11 protein-coding genes and 1 riboswitch are annotated in these 16,858 nt (G+C 38.1%); of the genes, 4 read left to right on the forward strand and 7 right to left on the reverse strand.

Going from position 1 to position 16,858, the window contains the following annotated elements; genetic code table 11:
* Positions 1 to 11 precede the first annotated feature (11 nt).
* The 7 genes from FHR29_RS03060 to FHR29_RS03090 all read right to left on the reverse strand — a co-directional run bounded on the left by FHR29_RS03060 (position 12) and on the right by FHR29_RS03090 (position 13,196).
* Positions 12 to 1,424 carry an efflux transporter outer membrane subunit gene (locus FHR29_RS03060; RefSeq protein WP_183912218.1) on the reverse strand — a complete coding sequence of 471 codons (1,413 nt, stop codon included), beginning with the start codon at positions 1,422 to 1,424 and terminating at the stop codon, positions 12 to 14.
* Positions 1,424 to 4,579, reverse strand: coding sequence for an efflux RND transporter permease subunit (locus FHR29_RS03065; protein WP_183912220.1), 3,156 nt, complete (start codon positions 4,577 to 4,579; stop codon positions 1,424 to 1,426). The genes FHR29_RS03060 and FHR29_RS03065 overlap by 1 nt, the downstream gene beginning before the upstream one ends.
* Positions 4,580 to 4,598: 19 nt before the next feature.
* Entirely contained in the window at positions 4,599 to 5,747 is a 1,149-nt protein-coding gene (locus tag FHR29_RS03070) for an efflux RND transporter periplasmic adaptor subunit (protein ID WP_183912222.1), read from the reverse strand.
* A gap of 380 nt (positions 5,748 to 6,127) precedes the next feature.
* Positions 6,128 to 7,444 carry a cytochrome c gene (locus tag FHR29_RS03075; RefSeq protein WP_183912224.1) on the reverse strand — a complete coding sequence of 439 codons (1,317 nt, stop codon included), beginning with the start codon at positions 7,442 to 7,444 and terminating at the stop codon, positions 6,128 to 6,130.
* Positions 7,441 to 8,013 (reverse strand): redoxin domain-containing protein, encoded by a 573-nt coding sequence (locus FHR29_RS03080; RefSeq protein ID WP_183912226.1) that lies wholly within the window; start codon positions 8,011 to 8,013, stop codon positions 7,441 to 7,443. The genes FHR29_RS03075 and FHR29_RS03080 overlap by 4 nt, the downstream gene beginning before the upstream one ends.
* A 124-nt stretch (positions 8,014 to 8,137) precedes the next feature.
* Entirely contained in the window at positions 8,138 to 9,823 is a 1,686-nt protein-coding gene (locus FHR29_RS03085) for a SusD/RagB family nutrient-binding outer membrane lipoprotein (protein ID WP_183912228.1), read from the reverse strand.
* 31 nt (positions 9,824 to 9,854) lie between these two features.
* The gene (locus tag FHR29_RS03090; RefSeq protein ID WP_260291703.1) at positions 9,855 to 13,196 is read right to left on the reverse strand and encodes a SusC/RagA family TonB-linked outer membrane protein; all 3,342 of its coding nucleotides are present in this window, start codon (positions 13,194 to 13,196) and stop codon (positions 9,855 to 9,857) included.
* A gap of 532 nt (positions 13,197 to 13,728) precedes the next feature.
* A riboswitch (TPP riboswitch) is annotated at positions 13,729 to 13,821 on the forward strand.
* A 62-nt stretch (positions 13,822 to 13,883) separates the two neighbouring features.
* Here FHR29_RS03090 and thiM point away from each other — a divergent pair.
* Genes thiM through tenA form a run of 4 tightly spaced genes read left to right on the forward strand, consistent with a single transcriptional unit; the run spans position 13,884 to position 16,783 of the window.
* Positions 13,884 to 14,681, forward strand: coding sequence for a hydroxyethylthiazole kinase (gene thiM / locus FHR29_RS03095; RefSeq protein WP_183912230.1), 798 nt, complete (start codon positions 13,884 to 13,886; stop codon positions 14,679 to 14,681).
* Positions 14,678 to 15,316, forward strand: a complete 639-nt coding sequence (gene thiE, locus FHR29_RS03100) for a thiamine phosphate synthase (RefSeq protein WP_183912232.1) — start codon at positions 14,678 to 14,680, stop codon at positions 15,314 to 15,316. Before thiM ends, thiE begins: the two co-directional genes overlap by 4 nt.
* Positions 15,313 to 16,146 (forward strand): bifunctional hydroxymethylpyrimidine kinase/phosphomethylpyrimidine kinase, encoded by an 834-nt coding sequence (thiD, locus tag FHR29_RS03105; protein WP_183912234.1) that lies wholly within the window; start codon positions 15,313 to 15,315, stop codon positions 16,144 to 16,146. The genes thiE and thiD overlap by 4 nt, the downstream gene beginning before the upstream one ends.
* Positions 16,133 to 16,783, forward strand: a complete 651-nt coding sequence (gene tenA / locus FHR29_RS03110; protein ID WP_183912236.1) for a thiaminase II — start codon at positions 16,133 to 16,135, stop codon at positions 16,781 to 16,783. Before thiD ends, tenA begins: the two co-directional genes overlap by 14 nt.
* Positions 16,784 to 16,858: the final 75 nt, after the last annotated feature.

Genomic DNA, 16,858 nt, shown 5'->3' on the forward strand with positions numbered 1-16,858 from the left:
GCTATGATTATTTATTCTGTTCCTCCACCTAATGCACGATAAAGATCTGTTGAAGCATCAAACTGTTCTTTTTGAATCGATATGGCCTCTAGATCATTTTGAAGGGAGTTATTCTGTGCGGTGATAACTTCAAGATATGTGGCCATTCCACTTCTATACAGCAACATTGCATCACTAACGGCCTTTTGCAATGCCGTTTTTTTCTGTTCTATCAGTGTAATACGTTGGCTTGCGTACTCTCTTTTAGCTAAAGCATCAGATACCTCACTCACAGCAGTCATGACTGCCAGACGAAATTGTTCGGCAGATTTTTCCTGTTCGATTTTTGCTATTTCATAAGCTGTTTTTAACTTCTTATTTTGAAAAATAGGTTGGGTAATGTTACCAGCAATATTCTTTACTAATGAACCGGGTAAATCAAACCAATTTTCAAACTGGAATGAATTTGTTCCAATAGAAGGAGTTAATCTCAAAGATGGATACATCTGAGCCTTTGCAAGACCAGTACCTGCGTTAGCAACTACCACAGCGTATTCTGCAGCTCTAACATCAGGACGTCTACTGAGCATATCGGCAGGAACACCTATTGGAAAGCTTTCCACAAAGGGTGTCGTATCCATTGTATTTGCTCGTGATATGCTATCTGGAAAAGACCCACAAAGAATACTCAGTACATTCTCTTGTAGTGCGATGTTTTGCTTAGCAAGGGGTACCAATAATTCAGCAGTTTTCTTCTGGGCTTCAGCTTGATCCACTGCCAGTGAATTGGTTTGTGCAGACTCGAACTGAAGTTTTATGATGTGCAAAGTCGTATCGCTCAAAGCAATATTTCGCGAAGCAACTTTAAGTTGCTCATCCAAAGTAATTAAATTGTAATAAGCCTGTGCGACTTGACTTACAATACGTGTTCGCAATGCTGATAAATTTTCACGTTGCATGAAGAAGCTTGCTCTTGCAGATTCTTTTTGCAACGCAACTTTCCCCCATATATCCGCTTCCCACGAAATATTAAGAGAAGCAGAATAATCGTCCATGTGTTGATTTCCTGTAAACTGCTCACTCAAAGAACCGTTCAAAGAGCTTTTTGATAAATAGTTCCTTGCCGCAGATATCGAAAGATCAGCTGTAGGAAGAAGTCCCAGTTTTGCCTGTTTATAGGAAAGATCCAGTTGACGAAGACTCATCATAGCGATCGATATATCCTTGTTCTTATCAAGTGCCTTATCGATCAAAGCCGTCAAATGAGTATCTTTAAAGAAGGTTTTATAGGGTAGACTAATGCTATCACCTGTCACCGCAATCGTATTCCTATAATGTTGTGGGGTCTCCAACTCTGGACGACTATACTTTTTGTTTACAGAGCAGGATGACAATAAAGTTGCCATTCCAACAGCGTAAATTATATTATTTATAGATAATGCCATTATTCAACGCTTTGAATTTTTTGATTTTTATTTTTACCCGATACCTTTTCCTGCAGATATTGAAAGAGAATATAAAGGATCGGTATGACAAATACACCCAATAGGACGCCTGAAAGCATCCCTATTGCAGCACCTGTACTGATCGATCTATTACCCATTGCAGATCCACCCGTAGCAAACATTAATGGAATCATACCAGCAATAAAAGCTAGAGATGTCATGATGATAGGACGTAATCTTGATTTTGCACCCTCAATAGCAGACTCTACAATAGAATAACCTGCAGCTCGACGTTGTACGGCAAATTCGATGATTAAGATTGCATTTTTAGCTAATAGCCCCACAAGCATAATTAATCCTACTTGTACATAAATATTATTATCCAATCCTATAGCTTTAATTGAAGCAAATGCACCAATGATACCTGTTGGAATAGATAGCAATACTGCTAGTGGTAAAAGGTAACTTTCATACTGCGCCGCTAATAAAAAGTAAACGAATAGGAGACACAACGATAAAATAATTAACGTTTGATTTCCTGCTGACTTTTCTTCTAAACTTAAGCCAGTCCATTCGTAACCGTAGTCTGAAGGCAATTTGCTCAATACATTTTTTTCCAGATTATCCATGATTTCACCATTACTTGCGCCGGGTAGGGGCACTACACTAATGGTCAACGCATTAAATAAGTTGTATCTGCTTAAGGATTCAGGACCATATGCTTTATGTAGGGTAACAAGTGATTTCACAGGAACCATTTGATTTTGGTCATTCCGAACAAATATTTCATTAAACGAATTTTCGTCTGTTCTGAATATTCCATCAGCTTTCACATTGACACGGTAGAATTTGCCAAATCGTGTAAAGTTCATGGACTGATCACCTGCGAAATAGGTCTGGATTACGTTCATCATATTACTGATTTCTACACCCATTTGTTGGGCTTTATCCTCATCAACTTCAAGTTCTAATTGCGGGAAGTCCGTACGGAATGTTGTATAAGCAAATTGTACCCCTGGTTGTTGCATAATTTTTCCAATAACCTCATCAGACATCTGTTTTAGCTTTTCGGGAGATTTCCCTGCCTTATCTTGTAACACGATTTCGGCACCGCTTGTAACCCCATATCCGTCTATCGGTGGACTTCTAAAGGCCATAATAGTAGCTTCTTTAACCGTTGCAAACTTTGCTGTTAGATTTCCTAAAATTACATCAATATCTTTCTCCGCACCACGATCTTTCTTATCTTTCAACTTGATAAAACCCATAGCATATGCTGGACTGGCACTATTTGATAAAATATTGAAGCCTGTAATAATGGTACTATTCTGTACTGATTCTTCTTTTTCCAACATATCATCTATACGTGCAGCAGCGGCAGTTGTCCGATCTAAGGCAGTACCTGGAGGCATACTTAAACTGAAGATAATAAATGAATCATCTTCCATCGGAACAAAGCTTTTTGGTGTACTGATCATCATCCAGCCTGCTAGTGCAGTAATCACAATAACTAAACCTGCACCGATCCACTTTTTAACAATTAAGAACCGTAATCCTTTGATATATTTACCTGTTAAATTCTCAAATCCAGCATTAAATGCAGTAAAGAATCTTTTTCCAAATCCTTTCTTTTCGACTTCTCCATGATGACCATCGGCATGATTATTTTTCAATAATAAGGCACATAGGGCAGGAGTAAGGGTTAATGCATTGATCGCAGATATAATAATTGCAATCGCTAATGTATAGGCAAACTGCTTATAAAAAATACCTGCGGATCCTGTCATAAAACCAATCGGTATAAATACCGCAGACATGACTAAAGTGATCGATACAACTGCACCCGTGATCTCGCCCATAGCACTATGAGTTGCCTCTTTTCCGGTCATGTTTGTACCTTCCATTTTACTATGGACGGCTTCGACGACCACAATGGCATCATCGACGACAATACCGATTGCAAGTACCAGTGCAAAGAGTGTCAATACGTTTATGGTGAAACCAAAAGCAAGCAGAAAGAAAAATGTTCCTATGATCGCTACCGGTACAGCAATTGCAGGTATAATGGTCGATCTAAAGTCTTGTAAAAACAAGAATACGACGATAAATACCAGAATAAATGCTTCAATCAAAGTAGATTTCACCTGGCCTGTTGCTTCGTCCAAACGCTCTTTTGTACTCATCAAACTCGTGTAGTCTACGCCGGGAGGAAAGTTTTTGGAAGCACTCTTTAATACATCGCGCACACCGATTTCGATGTCATTTGCATTAGATCCCGTAGTCTGGAGAATTGCAACAGTAACTGAATTTTTACCACTCATAGTTGTATTTCCACTATAACTAAGAGAGCCAAATTCTATACGTGCTACATCTTTCAAGCGTACCAAAAGTTCGCCATCACGTTTAACAACGATATTTTCATATTCATGAGGTTGGCTCTTTTTACCTTTATAACGCATAACGTATTCCAATGCCGCATTCGATTCCTCACCCAATTTACCGGGTGCCACCTCTAAACTTTGAGTGCCAATGGCTTTACTTACATCAGCAGGTTCTAAACCATAAGATGCCATTTTCTGCGGATTGAGCCATACACGCATTGAATAGTCCTTTAAACCAAAAACTTGTGCCTGACCTACACCAGGTACACGTTTAATTTGTGGTATGACATTAATGTTGACATAGTTTTGAAGAAACAACTCATCATATTTTTCATTATCTTCCGTATACACGTTGAAGATCATGATCATACTGTTTTGTTGCTTTGAGGTTGTAAGCCCCATCCGGATTACTTCTTCTGGAAGTATGGGCGTTGCTTGTTGAACTCTGTTTTGTACATTTACAGCAGCCTGGTCTGGATTAACACCTTGTTTGAAGATAATGGAAATGGAAAAAGAACCATCATTACTTGCAGTAGACTTGATATACTGCATGTTTTCCACACCATTGATCTGCTCTTCCAGTGGTGTTACCACTGAGCGGATCACGGCCTCACTGTTCCCTCCAGGATAACTCCCCGAAACCATTACGGTAGGTGGAGATATATCTGGAAATCTTGTTACAGGAAGTCTTAATAATCCTATAACGCCCAATATTAACAGCACAACCGAAATAACGGTGGCCATTACTGGTCTATCTATAATCTTTTTTAACATGTTGATACTCGTCTAAAAATTAATTTTTCAATGAGTCTTGACTGATTACTTTAGGTTGAACTGCTATACCTTCTGTTAATTGATCAATACTATTTACGGCTATTTTATCGCCTGCTTTTACGCCTGATTTGATGATATAATCTGCACCAGTTCTACCATTTATTTCAATAGCTTTCATTGCCACTTTATTGCTATCAGCGAGCACATAGACAAAAAATTTGTCTTGAATATCTTTCACTGCCGCCATAGGTAACTTAATTGCACTATTTAGACTTTTAGTTAAAACTACGCGTGCAGCACCACCTGAGCGTAAAATTTTATCTGGATTTGAAAATATTGCTTTTAGTGATATCGTACCGGTGTTACGATCAATGTTACCGCTTGCTATTTCGACCTGACCTTTTTGATTGTAACGGTTACCGTCTGCCATGATAATTTCCACTGTATTCATTCCAGCATCAGTTTTTCGATCATTCATAAAAGCAATGAATTTTGCTTCATTAAGGTTGAAGTAGACAAATACCTGATCGATTTCAGATAGACTTGTCAATGGATTCACATCAGAAGGTGTGACCAAATTTCCGACCCTACTCGGAATACGGCCGATATATCCACTTACTGGTGCTTTGATAATTGCGAAAGCGGCGTTTAACTGTGAAGAGCTCACTGCCGACTTAGCTTGTGCCACCTGAGCTGTTGCCGCATCATATTGCGCTTGAGCAGTTTTTAACTGTAGATCTGAAACAACCTTTCCCTGAACTAGCGGTCTTATTTTTTCTAATTCAATCTGTGCATTTGCCTGTGCAGCTAGTGCCGATTGTAACGAAGCTTTACTGTTGTTCACCTGTTCATTAAAAACATCACTTTTAATTTTAAAAAGTGATTGCCCCTTTTGTACATATTGTCCTTCCTTCACATATGTTACTTCGAGGTAACCAGAAACTTGTGCTCTAATATCGACATTGACTGTTCCCTCTATGGTACCAGGATAAGTTTCTACGATCGTAGTAGGAGATTCTTTTAATTCAATGAAATCAGCAGGAACAGCTTGTTGTTCATACGATTCATCTTGTTTTTGTCCGCCACATGAAATGAATAATAAACCGAAAGCAAATACGGCTATATATAGATTGAAATTGTTTCTTGCTTTGAATTCTTGCTTTACCATTTTTTTATGATTAAAATTTCAAATACAAATAACAGAAGATTACATTGTTTAATAAAGAAATAATTGACTGAACTGGTAAAAATAGCTTCTGAAGCGAAATAGTGATCTACTGAATCATCACCATGTAAATGGATAAGTATGGTCGATCCTTTTTATTTTGATACAATAAAAGGATTGTGGTTATGAGATAGTGACACACTATGAAAAAGAGCCGCTTTAATATGATTTTAAAAAACTAATACGGATGAGTAGATTTTGTTAATCTGTTTTTAGTATGTCTCAGATTTAATAAAAAAAACTTCAGGAACGATATCTTTGTAGATCAAGTTCCTGAAGTTTAATTAAGCACCCTTGTAGGTTGGAGTTGGTTTTTAGTTTATTTATTCTAATGAGACATTTTCATCTCCTTCTTGATATGGAGCATAAATTAGTAAGAAAGTCAGCATTTCATCTTTTGCTGTCATATTACCAGTTGAATATACTTGCTTAGGAGGGGAGTTTGGATTTTGCGGATTGTTTGCAGTATTGTCATAAGTACCAACAATATTAATAGTCGATCCAGCAGGTATCTTAACGAGCTTTTTCATACGATACATTTCCTGCCATTCAAAATTCCAATTTGGGATATGAATTAATGGAATGGTATCATTCTGTGCTGTAACAGCAAAAGCAAGAAAGTCTTTTCCAAGGTAATGCATATGTGGCCATACGTATAATAAAGATTGATCTTCAGGAGTTCTGATTTTTAATGAAAAAGTAGAAACTTGATTCGGAGGTATAACAAATCTGGGGTAGATATCGCTTTCTCCAATCCCACCTGAACCTAAGCTAATAATTCTGACCTGCCTTTTAGCTGGTTTTTTCTTAAAATATAGATTCACGCCTACTACAGACTGTTCGTCAGTGGCAGTAGCAGAATAGTGGACTGTAAAAACCACGACTCCTCTTTTTGGAAGTATCCAGCCAAAATCTTGTGGATAATATTCAACAGAAGCACCAGGAACCCATCCGGTATAAAATATAGGATTAGTCTGATAGGGTTCATATTGCATAAGTTTTTTTAAGTCCGTTTCCTCGGCATTGTCAATATATGGATCTCCTGCCTTAAGATCCATTGATATATCAGGAATGGAAGTGAACATGTAATTTACGTGGTGGACAACCTTTTTGTTGTTACTATAAAATTCGATACCCTCAATGGTATTTTCCTCCAACATTTCAAACGGAACCTTAAACAGAACGAAGCGCTCTTTGTTATTCCCTTTTACAATAAACGGTTTGTCGATTTTTAAGGTTAAGTCAGGCTTACGGTCTGTTAATACTGGCACAGATGCCGCGACTTGTCGTTTAACTTTGTTTTTTCCTTCAGGAGCTCCTGAGTCTATCCATTTAATTATCATTTCCTTTTCAGTTGATGATAATTGACGGTTGTTTGCAAAGTCTTGATAATGCGGATTTGGCATCCAGGGTGGCATGAAGTTGGTTTGAATTACTTCTTTCACCATTTTAGATCGTTTCTTGAAGTCTTGGTAGGTTTCCAGTGGAAAAGGAGCCTCACCATCGGTACTCTTGTGGCAGACGGCACACTTGCTTATTAAAATTTGTTTAACATCTTGATAGGTTTGAGCATGCGTTTGCTGTACTGTTAAAGTAGCAAGCAGCATTAAACCTAATAAATAGAGGTGAGTTGATTTCATTGTTCGATATAGCATCCGATTGGTTTAACATAACGAGTTTCTACCGCGGTGTTGTTCAGTAATCCCTCTATTGCATTTTCTAAATAATTAACTGTTGCCTGCTGTTTTGTTTTTCCTAGTTTTATAGCCCAATCATCTATCGCGCCATGATACACAATTTTTCCATATGAGTCGATAAGAAAAGCTTCTGGTGTAACAGTCGCTTTTAGAGCGGATATAAGTTCTAATTTTTCATCCTTGATTAAAGGATAGTTAATCTTGTATTTAGTTTTAAATTCTTGAAATTGACCTATGCTTTCTTCGGATCCAGGAAATACACCAATAAACTTGACTTTGTTTCCAAATTTAGTGAAGAGAGAAGCTATTGTCAATGTATATTTTTGGCTTAGTGGACATTCTGGAGCATAAAAAATATAAACGTGAGGAGTATCTTTTAAAGCGTTATATATGAGCTGATTATTATCAATGGTTACGCCTGTTGGAATCGACCTGTAATCGATCTGACTCGGTTGTGCCTGGATGGTTAGATATCCTAAAAGTAAAATAAGTACTATGCCGATATTCTTCACTTTGTTAGTTTTTAAATGGTCTTGTTTTCAAATTATGAATATAGACAAAATTGCTTATATCCAACGTAAATTTTAAATACATTGGATATAAGCAATTAGTCATTTATTTACTATTATATGGGAATTATTTCATATCCCACCAAACTCTTCCAGTTATCTCATTAGGATTACGGAATTCAGGATCTTTCATCATTTCATCAATAGCATTGTTGGCATTTACAGCATTTAGATCAGTAGCAAATGGACGTGTAATTGAAAACCGTCTTGGCATTTCTAAAGTAACACCTGAACTGATGAATTCCTCAGACTTCAGTATATTTCCAGTTAAAGATGGATAACCTGTTCGTTTAATAAGTGCCCATGCTTCACTGTTATTTTTAAAATAATTGATGTACTGTTGTACACAGATCTGTTCAAGTGCATTGGCAGGGGTAAATAAGATACCTGGTTTTGCTTTGTATGCAGTCACTTCTTCCGGAGTCAAGGCCTGGTAACCTGTTATTTTTGCAATTGATGCTGCTTTATCATGCTCAGCTAAAGCCGCATCAATGCCTTTGTAATACCAGTTTTGCGCATCTGCTGGAGTTCCATAGATACTACGTTGCGCAAGCTCAGCGCGCATAAATAAAACATCTGAAAGGTTGATCAGGGGGTATGTCATATTTCCAGAATTTGGAGTACTATTGAAGTAGCTGGGACGGATAGATGATGGTAATCTAACCCCAGTTACATCTACATTATTAAATTTGTACGAGATCGCTGCAAAATATGGAGCTTTAGTTGCATCTAACGAAGCATCAGGGCTAATGTATTGTCCACGGTAGAGTTGTCCATCCCAAACAAAAGAAGCTGGAATTTTTCCCTGTTGCTGTGCTGCTTCGAAACGTTCTTTAGTAAAATGTGATGGTTCATAGTAAATCCGAATACGTGGATCACTCGTTTTCCACATAAAATCGACCATATTTTTCGAACCAGACACAGGACGTTGGTTAGCAGGATTATCGTCACCTCCGGTACGTCCATTTCCTGCAATAAATCTCCATGATTCAGCATCGTTGTTTATAACACCTACATTATCTCCCAATACCTCTGCTGCTATGGTACGTAGTTTTGTAGGGTTGCGTTTCATTAAACGCATTGCCATTTTAAGACGTAAACTATTCGCTGCTTTAATCCATTTCACAGCATCACCATCATAATAAATATCATATCCTGTGAGATTGGCCTGGGTAACTGTCGTCGGGGCTTTAAGTCTTTCAACTGCAGATTTTAATTGCTGATCTAAGATCTCATACAATTGTTCTTGCGTATCATATTTTGGGGCAAGTAGAGCGGGTGTAGTGTATCGTGCTCGGAATGCTTCTGAGTAAGGGAGGCTACCATATACATCCGAAGTATACCAAGCGAAGTAAGCCAATGGAATATCCGCAATAGCATTAAGATGTGCATAAGAAGCTTGCTTTTCAGCAGGTAGTTTCTTAATAATTTCCTTAATATCTACCAGACGATTCCCCACACCGGTATAGAACATACCCCATCTAGCTCCAATATTTCCCGAAGCCTGATAAGAACCTTCCGCATTTCCAGAACCAATAGAAAAGGTCTGCGACCAATAATAAATACCTAGATAAAGGTCGTAATAGCGTTCCCCGCCATGAATAGCCAATAATCCTGTAGGTAATTCATACTCGGGTGGGATTGCTAAGATTGCATCAGGGTCTGTATTTAAATCAGCAAATTTATCCCTGCCACAGCCAGACGATAGTGCAAAGACTAAAAGAATGGCCCATATATTAATTTTATTTTTCATTTCCGTAAATTTTAATTCAATGATCATTCTGCTAGAAACTCCCGTTTATACTAAAACCGAAACGACGAACGTAGGGCATTGCCGACCCCTCATTCATCGCGCCTGAACCACTGTCGCTAACGCTGTATGGATTAAAATTGTCTGGGGCACTATTGTACAAGAAGAAAAGATCGTTTGCATAAACACCAACACGTAGCCCATTCATTTTTAATTTTTTTGCAACAGTAGCTGGTAAATCATAATTCAAACCTACTTGTTGAACAGAAACCCATGAAGATGTGTACATAGAGCGCTCACGGATACCTCTAAACCAGGAATGAGAATTCGCATAGTAAGCTAAGGCACTAGCGGGGCGTACGTAGCCTGCATCTATAGCTTGTTGGTGAGACATACCTGATAAATCCACTGACTTGCCTGCTACAGTTACTGTACTACCCTGTTTATATACACCATCGTATACAACCCCGTCGGTTCTTTGTACGCCTGCAGCAGTTGTATAGGGAACCCCACCAAATTCAGCTGAACGTCCAGGAAGCGTACTCTCTAAAGTTCCTAACCATGAACCTAGGTCTTTGGTAGATGAATAAACCATACCGCCAAATTTAGCATCTAAAGCGACAACCAATTGCACGGTTTTATAATTAAAGGTGTTGCGCCAGTTTCCTAAAAATTTAGGAACAATAGAACCTAAAACAGGAGCTTTGTCCAGACCTTCAGTATAGTTCGCAGCACGTTCGTATAATGTGGAAGCTCCACTGATTAGCAATACTTTTTGACCATTAAGGGGACTTTCAATAGGATTTCGGGTGCCGTCAACCGCTTGGTATCTTGCATATGCATATGGAGCGATAACTGTTCCATAATCTCCACCAGCTTTTGCTATGGCTTGATAGCCGTCTCCTCCGCCAAGTCTGATACTCTCTAAACCAAATGGGAGATCAAGAACGGTGTTACGGTTACGGGTATAGTTAAAGCGGGTATCCCAAGAAAAGTTTTCTGTCTTAATAGGTACTCCAAATAATGACAGTTCGATTCCTCGGTTACGGATTGTTCCGCCATTTAGGAGAGCTGCAGTAACACCAGAAGGTGCCGGAGCTCCGAATGGAATGATCTGACTTTTGGAATCTTGTGTGTAAAAAGAGAAATCGGTACCTAGTCGGTTTTTCAGCATTCGTACCTCTAATCCAACTTCATACTTGCCCGTGCGTTCAGGAACTAAATTCTGATTTGGAAGGGTATTATCTGAAAAGGAATAATTAAGCACGGAAAGTCCTGCATAGGATAAATAAGGATTGCCGGCGGAATATGCCCCTGTATTCGCTCTGTAGGCGGCTGTTCCATTACCTGATTTTACATAAGAAACACGTAAAGCGGCATAGTTGAACAAAGGTGATAATTTTTCCTTAAAGGTTTCGTTAAATTTCCAGATCGCATCTACTCCCGGATAAAAATAAGAATAGGTTCCATGTCCATCATTGTAGACTAGCGTGGAATTCCAGTCGTTACGTCCATAAACATTTAAGGTCAATTCATCACGATAATCGATGGATGCTTGGTAAAAGAGGGATCCTAAATTACTTTTGTTAGGTGCATATTCGCCTGCTTTTACCGGATTCCGTGAATTGCTAAGACGGTATATATCTGGGTAGATAGCTCCATCAATATTAGCCCATTGTCCTTTAGATGTAAAACTGTAGTATTCGCCACCACCTAATACCATAACGTTAAAATCATTGAATTTTTTCGTATAGTTTAATGTTCCTCTAAACTGAGAAGTGAAGCGATTACCTGTGTTCGTAGCATAGTATGGATTGGTATAAGCAGAGTCACGTCCTCGTGTCTGATTTTCGAAGTTGCTACCAATGTAATTGACATTGGCAAATCCTTGAAACTTCCAATTATCGTTGAATGGAATCTGGACATCAATTACGCCTCTAAAATTATCATCCTCGGAAACTCGGTTATTTTCGTACAAATTATATAAAACGCTGCTGAATCCTGTTTGATCGGCATCATTCCAGCCACCAATGGGGGCAATGTAATTGTTCTTCCAGTATTTAGTGTCATAATAACGAGGTATACCTGAAGCGAAGTTCATTAAAATACTTCCAGCATCAGTATTTCCAGAGAGTAATGCATTTCCTCCACCTACATCTGCAGGATTTTTAGCTTTACTTTTAACATACGTTACGTTGGCATCAACAATTATTTTTCCTAATAGACGTTGTGATCCACGAAAATTAACGCTATTTCTTTTGAAATCATTGTTGGGTGTAATCCCTTTTGATGAATTATTGGAGTAAGATAGACGAAAAGAACCTTGTGGACTTCCGCCGGAAATACTTACAGAAGTATTTGTACTAGGTGCTAGACGATACGCGTCAAGCATATTGTTTGGTTGTGCAGAATAGACAATTTCGCGACCATCATTATCGAGTACGGTCTGACCTTGAAATCTGGGACCAAAGTTATAACCAGGAGCGGCAACCTGTAATTTTCCATCCGCTGTTTTTATAAAGTCCAAATCGCTACTGGTAGTACCAGGACCAAAATGATTTTGAAAATCTAAGGTTTTATATGCCTGTTCCCATTGGGTATTTTGAGTAATACTTACTCCCAATCCCTTTTGTGCAAACCCGCTTTTTGTGGTAATCAAAATAACACCATTTTGTGCACGGCTACCATAAAGAGCTGTTACCGCTCCCCCTCTTAATACTGTAATATTTTCGATATCATCGGGATTGAGATCTTTTAAGATATTTCCAAAATCTTGATTTCCACCTCGATTAGGTAAGACCATATCTGTGTCCATAAGAATATTGTCAATAACGACTAAAGGTTGGTTGTTATAAGGATCCAAAGAAGCACTACCACGGATACGGAAAATTGGTGTAGATTGAGGACCACCAACGCCAGATTGTACCTGTAGTCCAGGTACCATTCCCTGTAGTGCCGCAATCGGGTTTATCGCTCCTGTGCGACGGATATCATCTCCAGAAACTGTCGTAACGGCAGAACCAATTTGGCTTCTTTTACGCTGTGTAAATCCCGTTACAACGACTTCTTCCAACGAGCCCTCTTCGGGTTTGATAATCATGTTGATGATTTTACTATCGCCAATTTGTACTTCTTGAGCGACGTAACCAATGATGGTAAAACGAAGTGTCTCGCCTTTTTGGGCTTGGATGGTATAACTACCATCTTCTTTCGATTGAGTGGCTCGGGAAGTACCTTTTACGGTAATGGTGACTCCTGAAACTGGTCCAGTGGCACTCGTCACTTTTCCAGTGAGAGCTTGTTGTGCTTGCAGATTGGATATCGAAATGAGGGATACCGAAACCGCCATACAACAGGAGGTGTAAAGTTTTTTCATGTTACTGTAGGTTAAAAAAATAGGGGTTAGTAATATTTGATAAAATAACAGAAAAATGTTACAAGTTGCAAATCTTTTTAAAAAAAAAATTAAAGTTTCTTGAAGAAATAAAACATTATTAATAAATCAATAAAAGTAACTATTGATGTGGTTATATCTTTTTTTTGTTATTCAATATATTGATTATGATAAGTTTACTGAACTTTGTTCAATATGGTAGTGAGAATAATTTCGCTTCTTTTTGGGATAAGTTTATTTTTAAAAATAATAAACCATAGCTCTTTTTTCTATATCCAATGAAAAAGATTATAATAAATAGTTTACATGAAATTGTAATCTATAAAATAAGTATATATCTGACAATATAAATTTTATCTTTAAAGGGAAAATTAAAAAGTGTTGAAAATCACTCATAAATTATTAAAAACTATTCATTATAGGAATTGTTCGCTGATGTATTGTCTAGCATCATTTCATTATGAAATATAAACTTTGATAACTATAAGAATGAATGTTTATATTTTATATCTTTGTTATGCTTTAGGGGTATTCTAAAAAGAATTGAGAGAGTCCCTTTGAACCTGATACGGCTAATACCGACGTAGGGAAAAGCAATACAGTACACCTGTGCTGTTTTGTATGTGGTTTTTTCCTAAAGCATTCGATTTTTTACTAAATGAAATGAACATGGAAAAAACACTTTGGAAGTATATCCAACAAGTAAGAGCGCAATCGCCACTCGTACATAATATTAGTAATTTTGTGGTCATGAATAATACAGCCAATGCCTTGTTGGCTGTTGGTGCTTCACCCATTATGGCGCATGCTAAATCTGAAGTAGTCGAGATGGTCACGATCAGCGATTCACTTGTTATTAACATAGGAACATTAGACGAAGTGTGGTCTGAATCTATGTTATTGGCCGCAAATACTGCTTCTCAATTAGGAAAACCTTGGATTTTAGATCCTGTTGGAGCGGGGGCGACATCTTATCGCGATCATATTCTAAAAGAATTGCTTCGTGAAAAACCCACTGTCATAAAAGGTAATGCATCTGAAATTATCGCACTAAACAAATCTAATCTTATAAAGACGAAAGGAGTGGATAGTACTTCTCAAAGTGGTGAAGCAGTTTTGGCAGCATTGAATCTTCATCAACAATATGGTTCCATTGTTTGTATTTCTGGTGAAACAGATATCGTGATTTCTGGGAGTCAGGAGATTCATCTAAAAAATGGACATCTTTTGATGACAAAAGTAACCGGTTTAGGTTGTTCTGCAACTGCGATTATTGGGGCATTTATGGCTGTAATCACCAATAAAACAGAGGCTGTAACTGCTGCAATGGCTCTAATCGGAGTAGCGGGGGAGTTAGCTGAGAAGGAAAGTAATGGGCCGGGTAGTTTGCAAGTTAAACTTCTTGATAAACTATATAATATCACTGAGGCTGAATTTAATAATACATTAAAATTTGGCATATTATGAATTTAGATACATCTTTTCCTTATCAGCTATACCTCGTAATTTCAGAGCAGGATTGCCGTGGGAAAAATTTCCTTCACGTAGCAGAGAGAGCAATTCTGGGTGGTGTCGATGTCATACAGCTTAGAGAAAAAAATCTAACATCTGACCTATACTTAGCAAAAGCTAAACAATTGAAAGAGATTACAGATAAATACACAATTCCGCTAATCATCAATGATAATCTTGAAGTGGCCCAAAAAGTAGGTGCGGATGGTATTCACGTAGGTAACCGTGATATTTCTCCTCGTGGTATTAGAGAAGTCTGGTATAGCCCAAGACCTCTAGTCGGTTATTCTATTGAAAATCTTGAACAGTTAAAAAATGAGCAAATTCCATTATCCGATTACCTGGGTATCAGCCCTGTATTTAATACTGAAACGAAAAAAGACACTATCACCGAATGGGGGTTAAGAGGTATTGTCGAGATTCGGCAACGAACAGACAAACCGCTAGTTGCTATCGGCAATATTCACATACAAAATGCTCGTCGTGTTATACAAGCAGGTGCCGATTGTTTAGCTGTAGTATCTGCTATATGTGGAAGTGAAGATCCGGAAAAAGCAGCTTATGAACTTAAAAATGAAATTTTGAAATGAAAAAATACCGTTATCCAAGTACGCTGACGATCGCAGGTTTCGACGGCAGTGGGGGAGCCGGAATCCAAGCTGATATCAAAACTTTTTCAGCATTAGGATGCTACGCTACTTCAGTACTGACAGCATTGCCTGTACAAAATACGATGGGTGTCCGCAAAATTTATCCTATAGCGCTGGAAGCTGTAGCGGATCAGATTGAATCTATTATGGACGATGTCTTTCCTGATGCCATAAAGATAGGAATGGTGCATACACCACAATTGGTTATTACGATCGCACAGACGCTTCAGAAATATAAAAAAGTACCCCTTGTATTTGATCCTGTTATGGTTGCTACCAGTGGCCACAAGCTTATTGAGGAAGAAACTATTGCTGCAATGATCGACCTACTATTCCCTTTAGCAGATGTGATTACACCGAATATGGATGAAGCAGGTATACTTGCCAAGGTGTCAGTGGCAACTTTAGAAGATATGTACGTTGCAGGGGAAAGCATCCTTGCATTAGGTTGTGAGCGTGTCTTGGTAAAAGGGGGGCATCTGGAACAAGATACGCTGCAATCTATATTATTTGATAAGAATAGTCACCCAGAAATATTTAAAAGTAAAAAAATAAAAACGAAGAATACACACGGTTCCGGTTGTACACTATCATCTGCAATAGCCGCTTATTTGGCACAGGGGCATACGATATCTGAAGCCGTTTCTTTAGCGCAAAATTATGTTTTTATGGCAATAGAGCAGGGGGCAAATGTACAATTAGGGATGGGAAACGGTCCTTTAAATCATTTTTTTAATCCTCAAAAACAAATTAAATATGAATTGGTCTGAACAGGTCTGGAATAGTATCTCAGATAAATATCAGTCTATATTAGACATGCCTTTTATAAAGGAACTTACGACAGGAAATTTGCCGAAAGAAAAATTTCAATTTTACATGGCTCAAGATTCGCTTTATCTTGAACATTTTGGTCGAGCATTAGCCCTTATTGGTGCTCGGGCACATGATGTTCAAGATGCGCTATCCTATATGCGTTTTGGAGAAAATGCGATTGTTGTCGAAAATGCTTTGCACGACTCTTATTTTAAGGATTTTGGTGTCAACGAAAAAGGTCATATGCAGCCTGTTTGCCATCATTATGTGCATTATCTAAAAAGTACAGCAGCGCTAGATCCTGTAGAGGTTGGGATGGCTGCAACTTTACCCTGTTTTTGGATATATAAAGAAGTGGGGGAATATATTGCTAGACAAGAAAAATCAGTTGATAATCCTTATCAAAAATGGATTGATACGTATGGAGGAGAAGATTTTGCTATTTCTGTACGACAATCAATTGCTATGTGTGATCAAGTAGCCGCAAATGCGACTGTTGCTATTCGTAATAAGATGAGTGAAGCATTTGTTTTAGCATCTAGACTGGAGTATCAATTTTGGGAGGCTGCTTACAATGAAAAAGTATGGACTTAACGGGGTGATAAAAATGAGCAATCGTTTGTTCTTGTTTAGCATTTGTATACATCTTAAAATTTAATTAGTTTGCTT

Origin of the sequence: Sphingobacterium sp. JUb56, from assembly GCF_014191365.1 — a bacterium.
Taxonomy (GTDB): Bacteria; Bacteroidota; Bacteroidia; order Sphingobacteriales; family Sphingobacteriaceae; genus Sphingobacterium; species Sphingobacterium anhuiense.

Coding starts and splice junctions, on each gene's coding strand:
- tenA (WP_183912236.1), top strand. CDS start 16,133: ATGAATTGGTCTGAACAGGTCTGGAATAGTATCTCAGATAAATATCAG.
- FHR29_RS03075 (WP_183912224.1), bottom strand. CDS start 7,444: ATGAAATCAACTCACCTCTATTTATTAGGTTTAATGCTGCTTGCTACT.
- FHR29_RS03060 (WP_183912218.1), bottom strand. CDS start 1,424: ATGGCATTATCTATAAATAATATAATTTACGCTGTTGGAATGGCAACT.
- FHR29_RS03090 (WP_260291703.1), bottom strand. CDS start 13,196: ATGAAAAAACTTTACACCTCCTGTTGTATGGCGGTTTCGGTATCCCTC.
- FHR29_RS03065 (WP_183912220.1), bottom strand. CDS start 4,579: ATGTTAAAAAAGATTATAGATAGACCAGTAATGGCCACCGTTATTTCG.
- FHR29_RS03070 (WP_183912222.1), bottom strand. CDS start 5,747: ATGGTAAAGCAAGAATTCAAAGCAAGAAACAATTTCAATCTATATATA.
- thiM (WP_183912230.1), top strand. CDS start 13,884: ATGGAAAAAACACTTTGGAAGTATATCCAACAAGTAAGAGCGCAATCG.
- thiD (WP_183912234.1), top strand. CDS start 15,313: ATGAAAAAATACCGTTATCCAAGTACGCTGACGATCGCAGGTTTCGAC.
- thiE (WP_183912232.1), top strand. CDS start 14,678: ATGAATTTAGATACATCTTTTCCTTATCAGCTATACCTCGTAATTTCA.
- FHR29_RS03085 (WP_183912228.1), bottom strand. CDS start 9,823: ATGAAAAATAAAATTAATATATGGGCCATTCTTTTAGTCTTTGCACTA.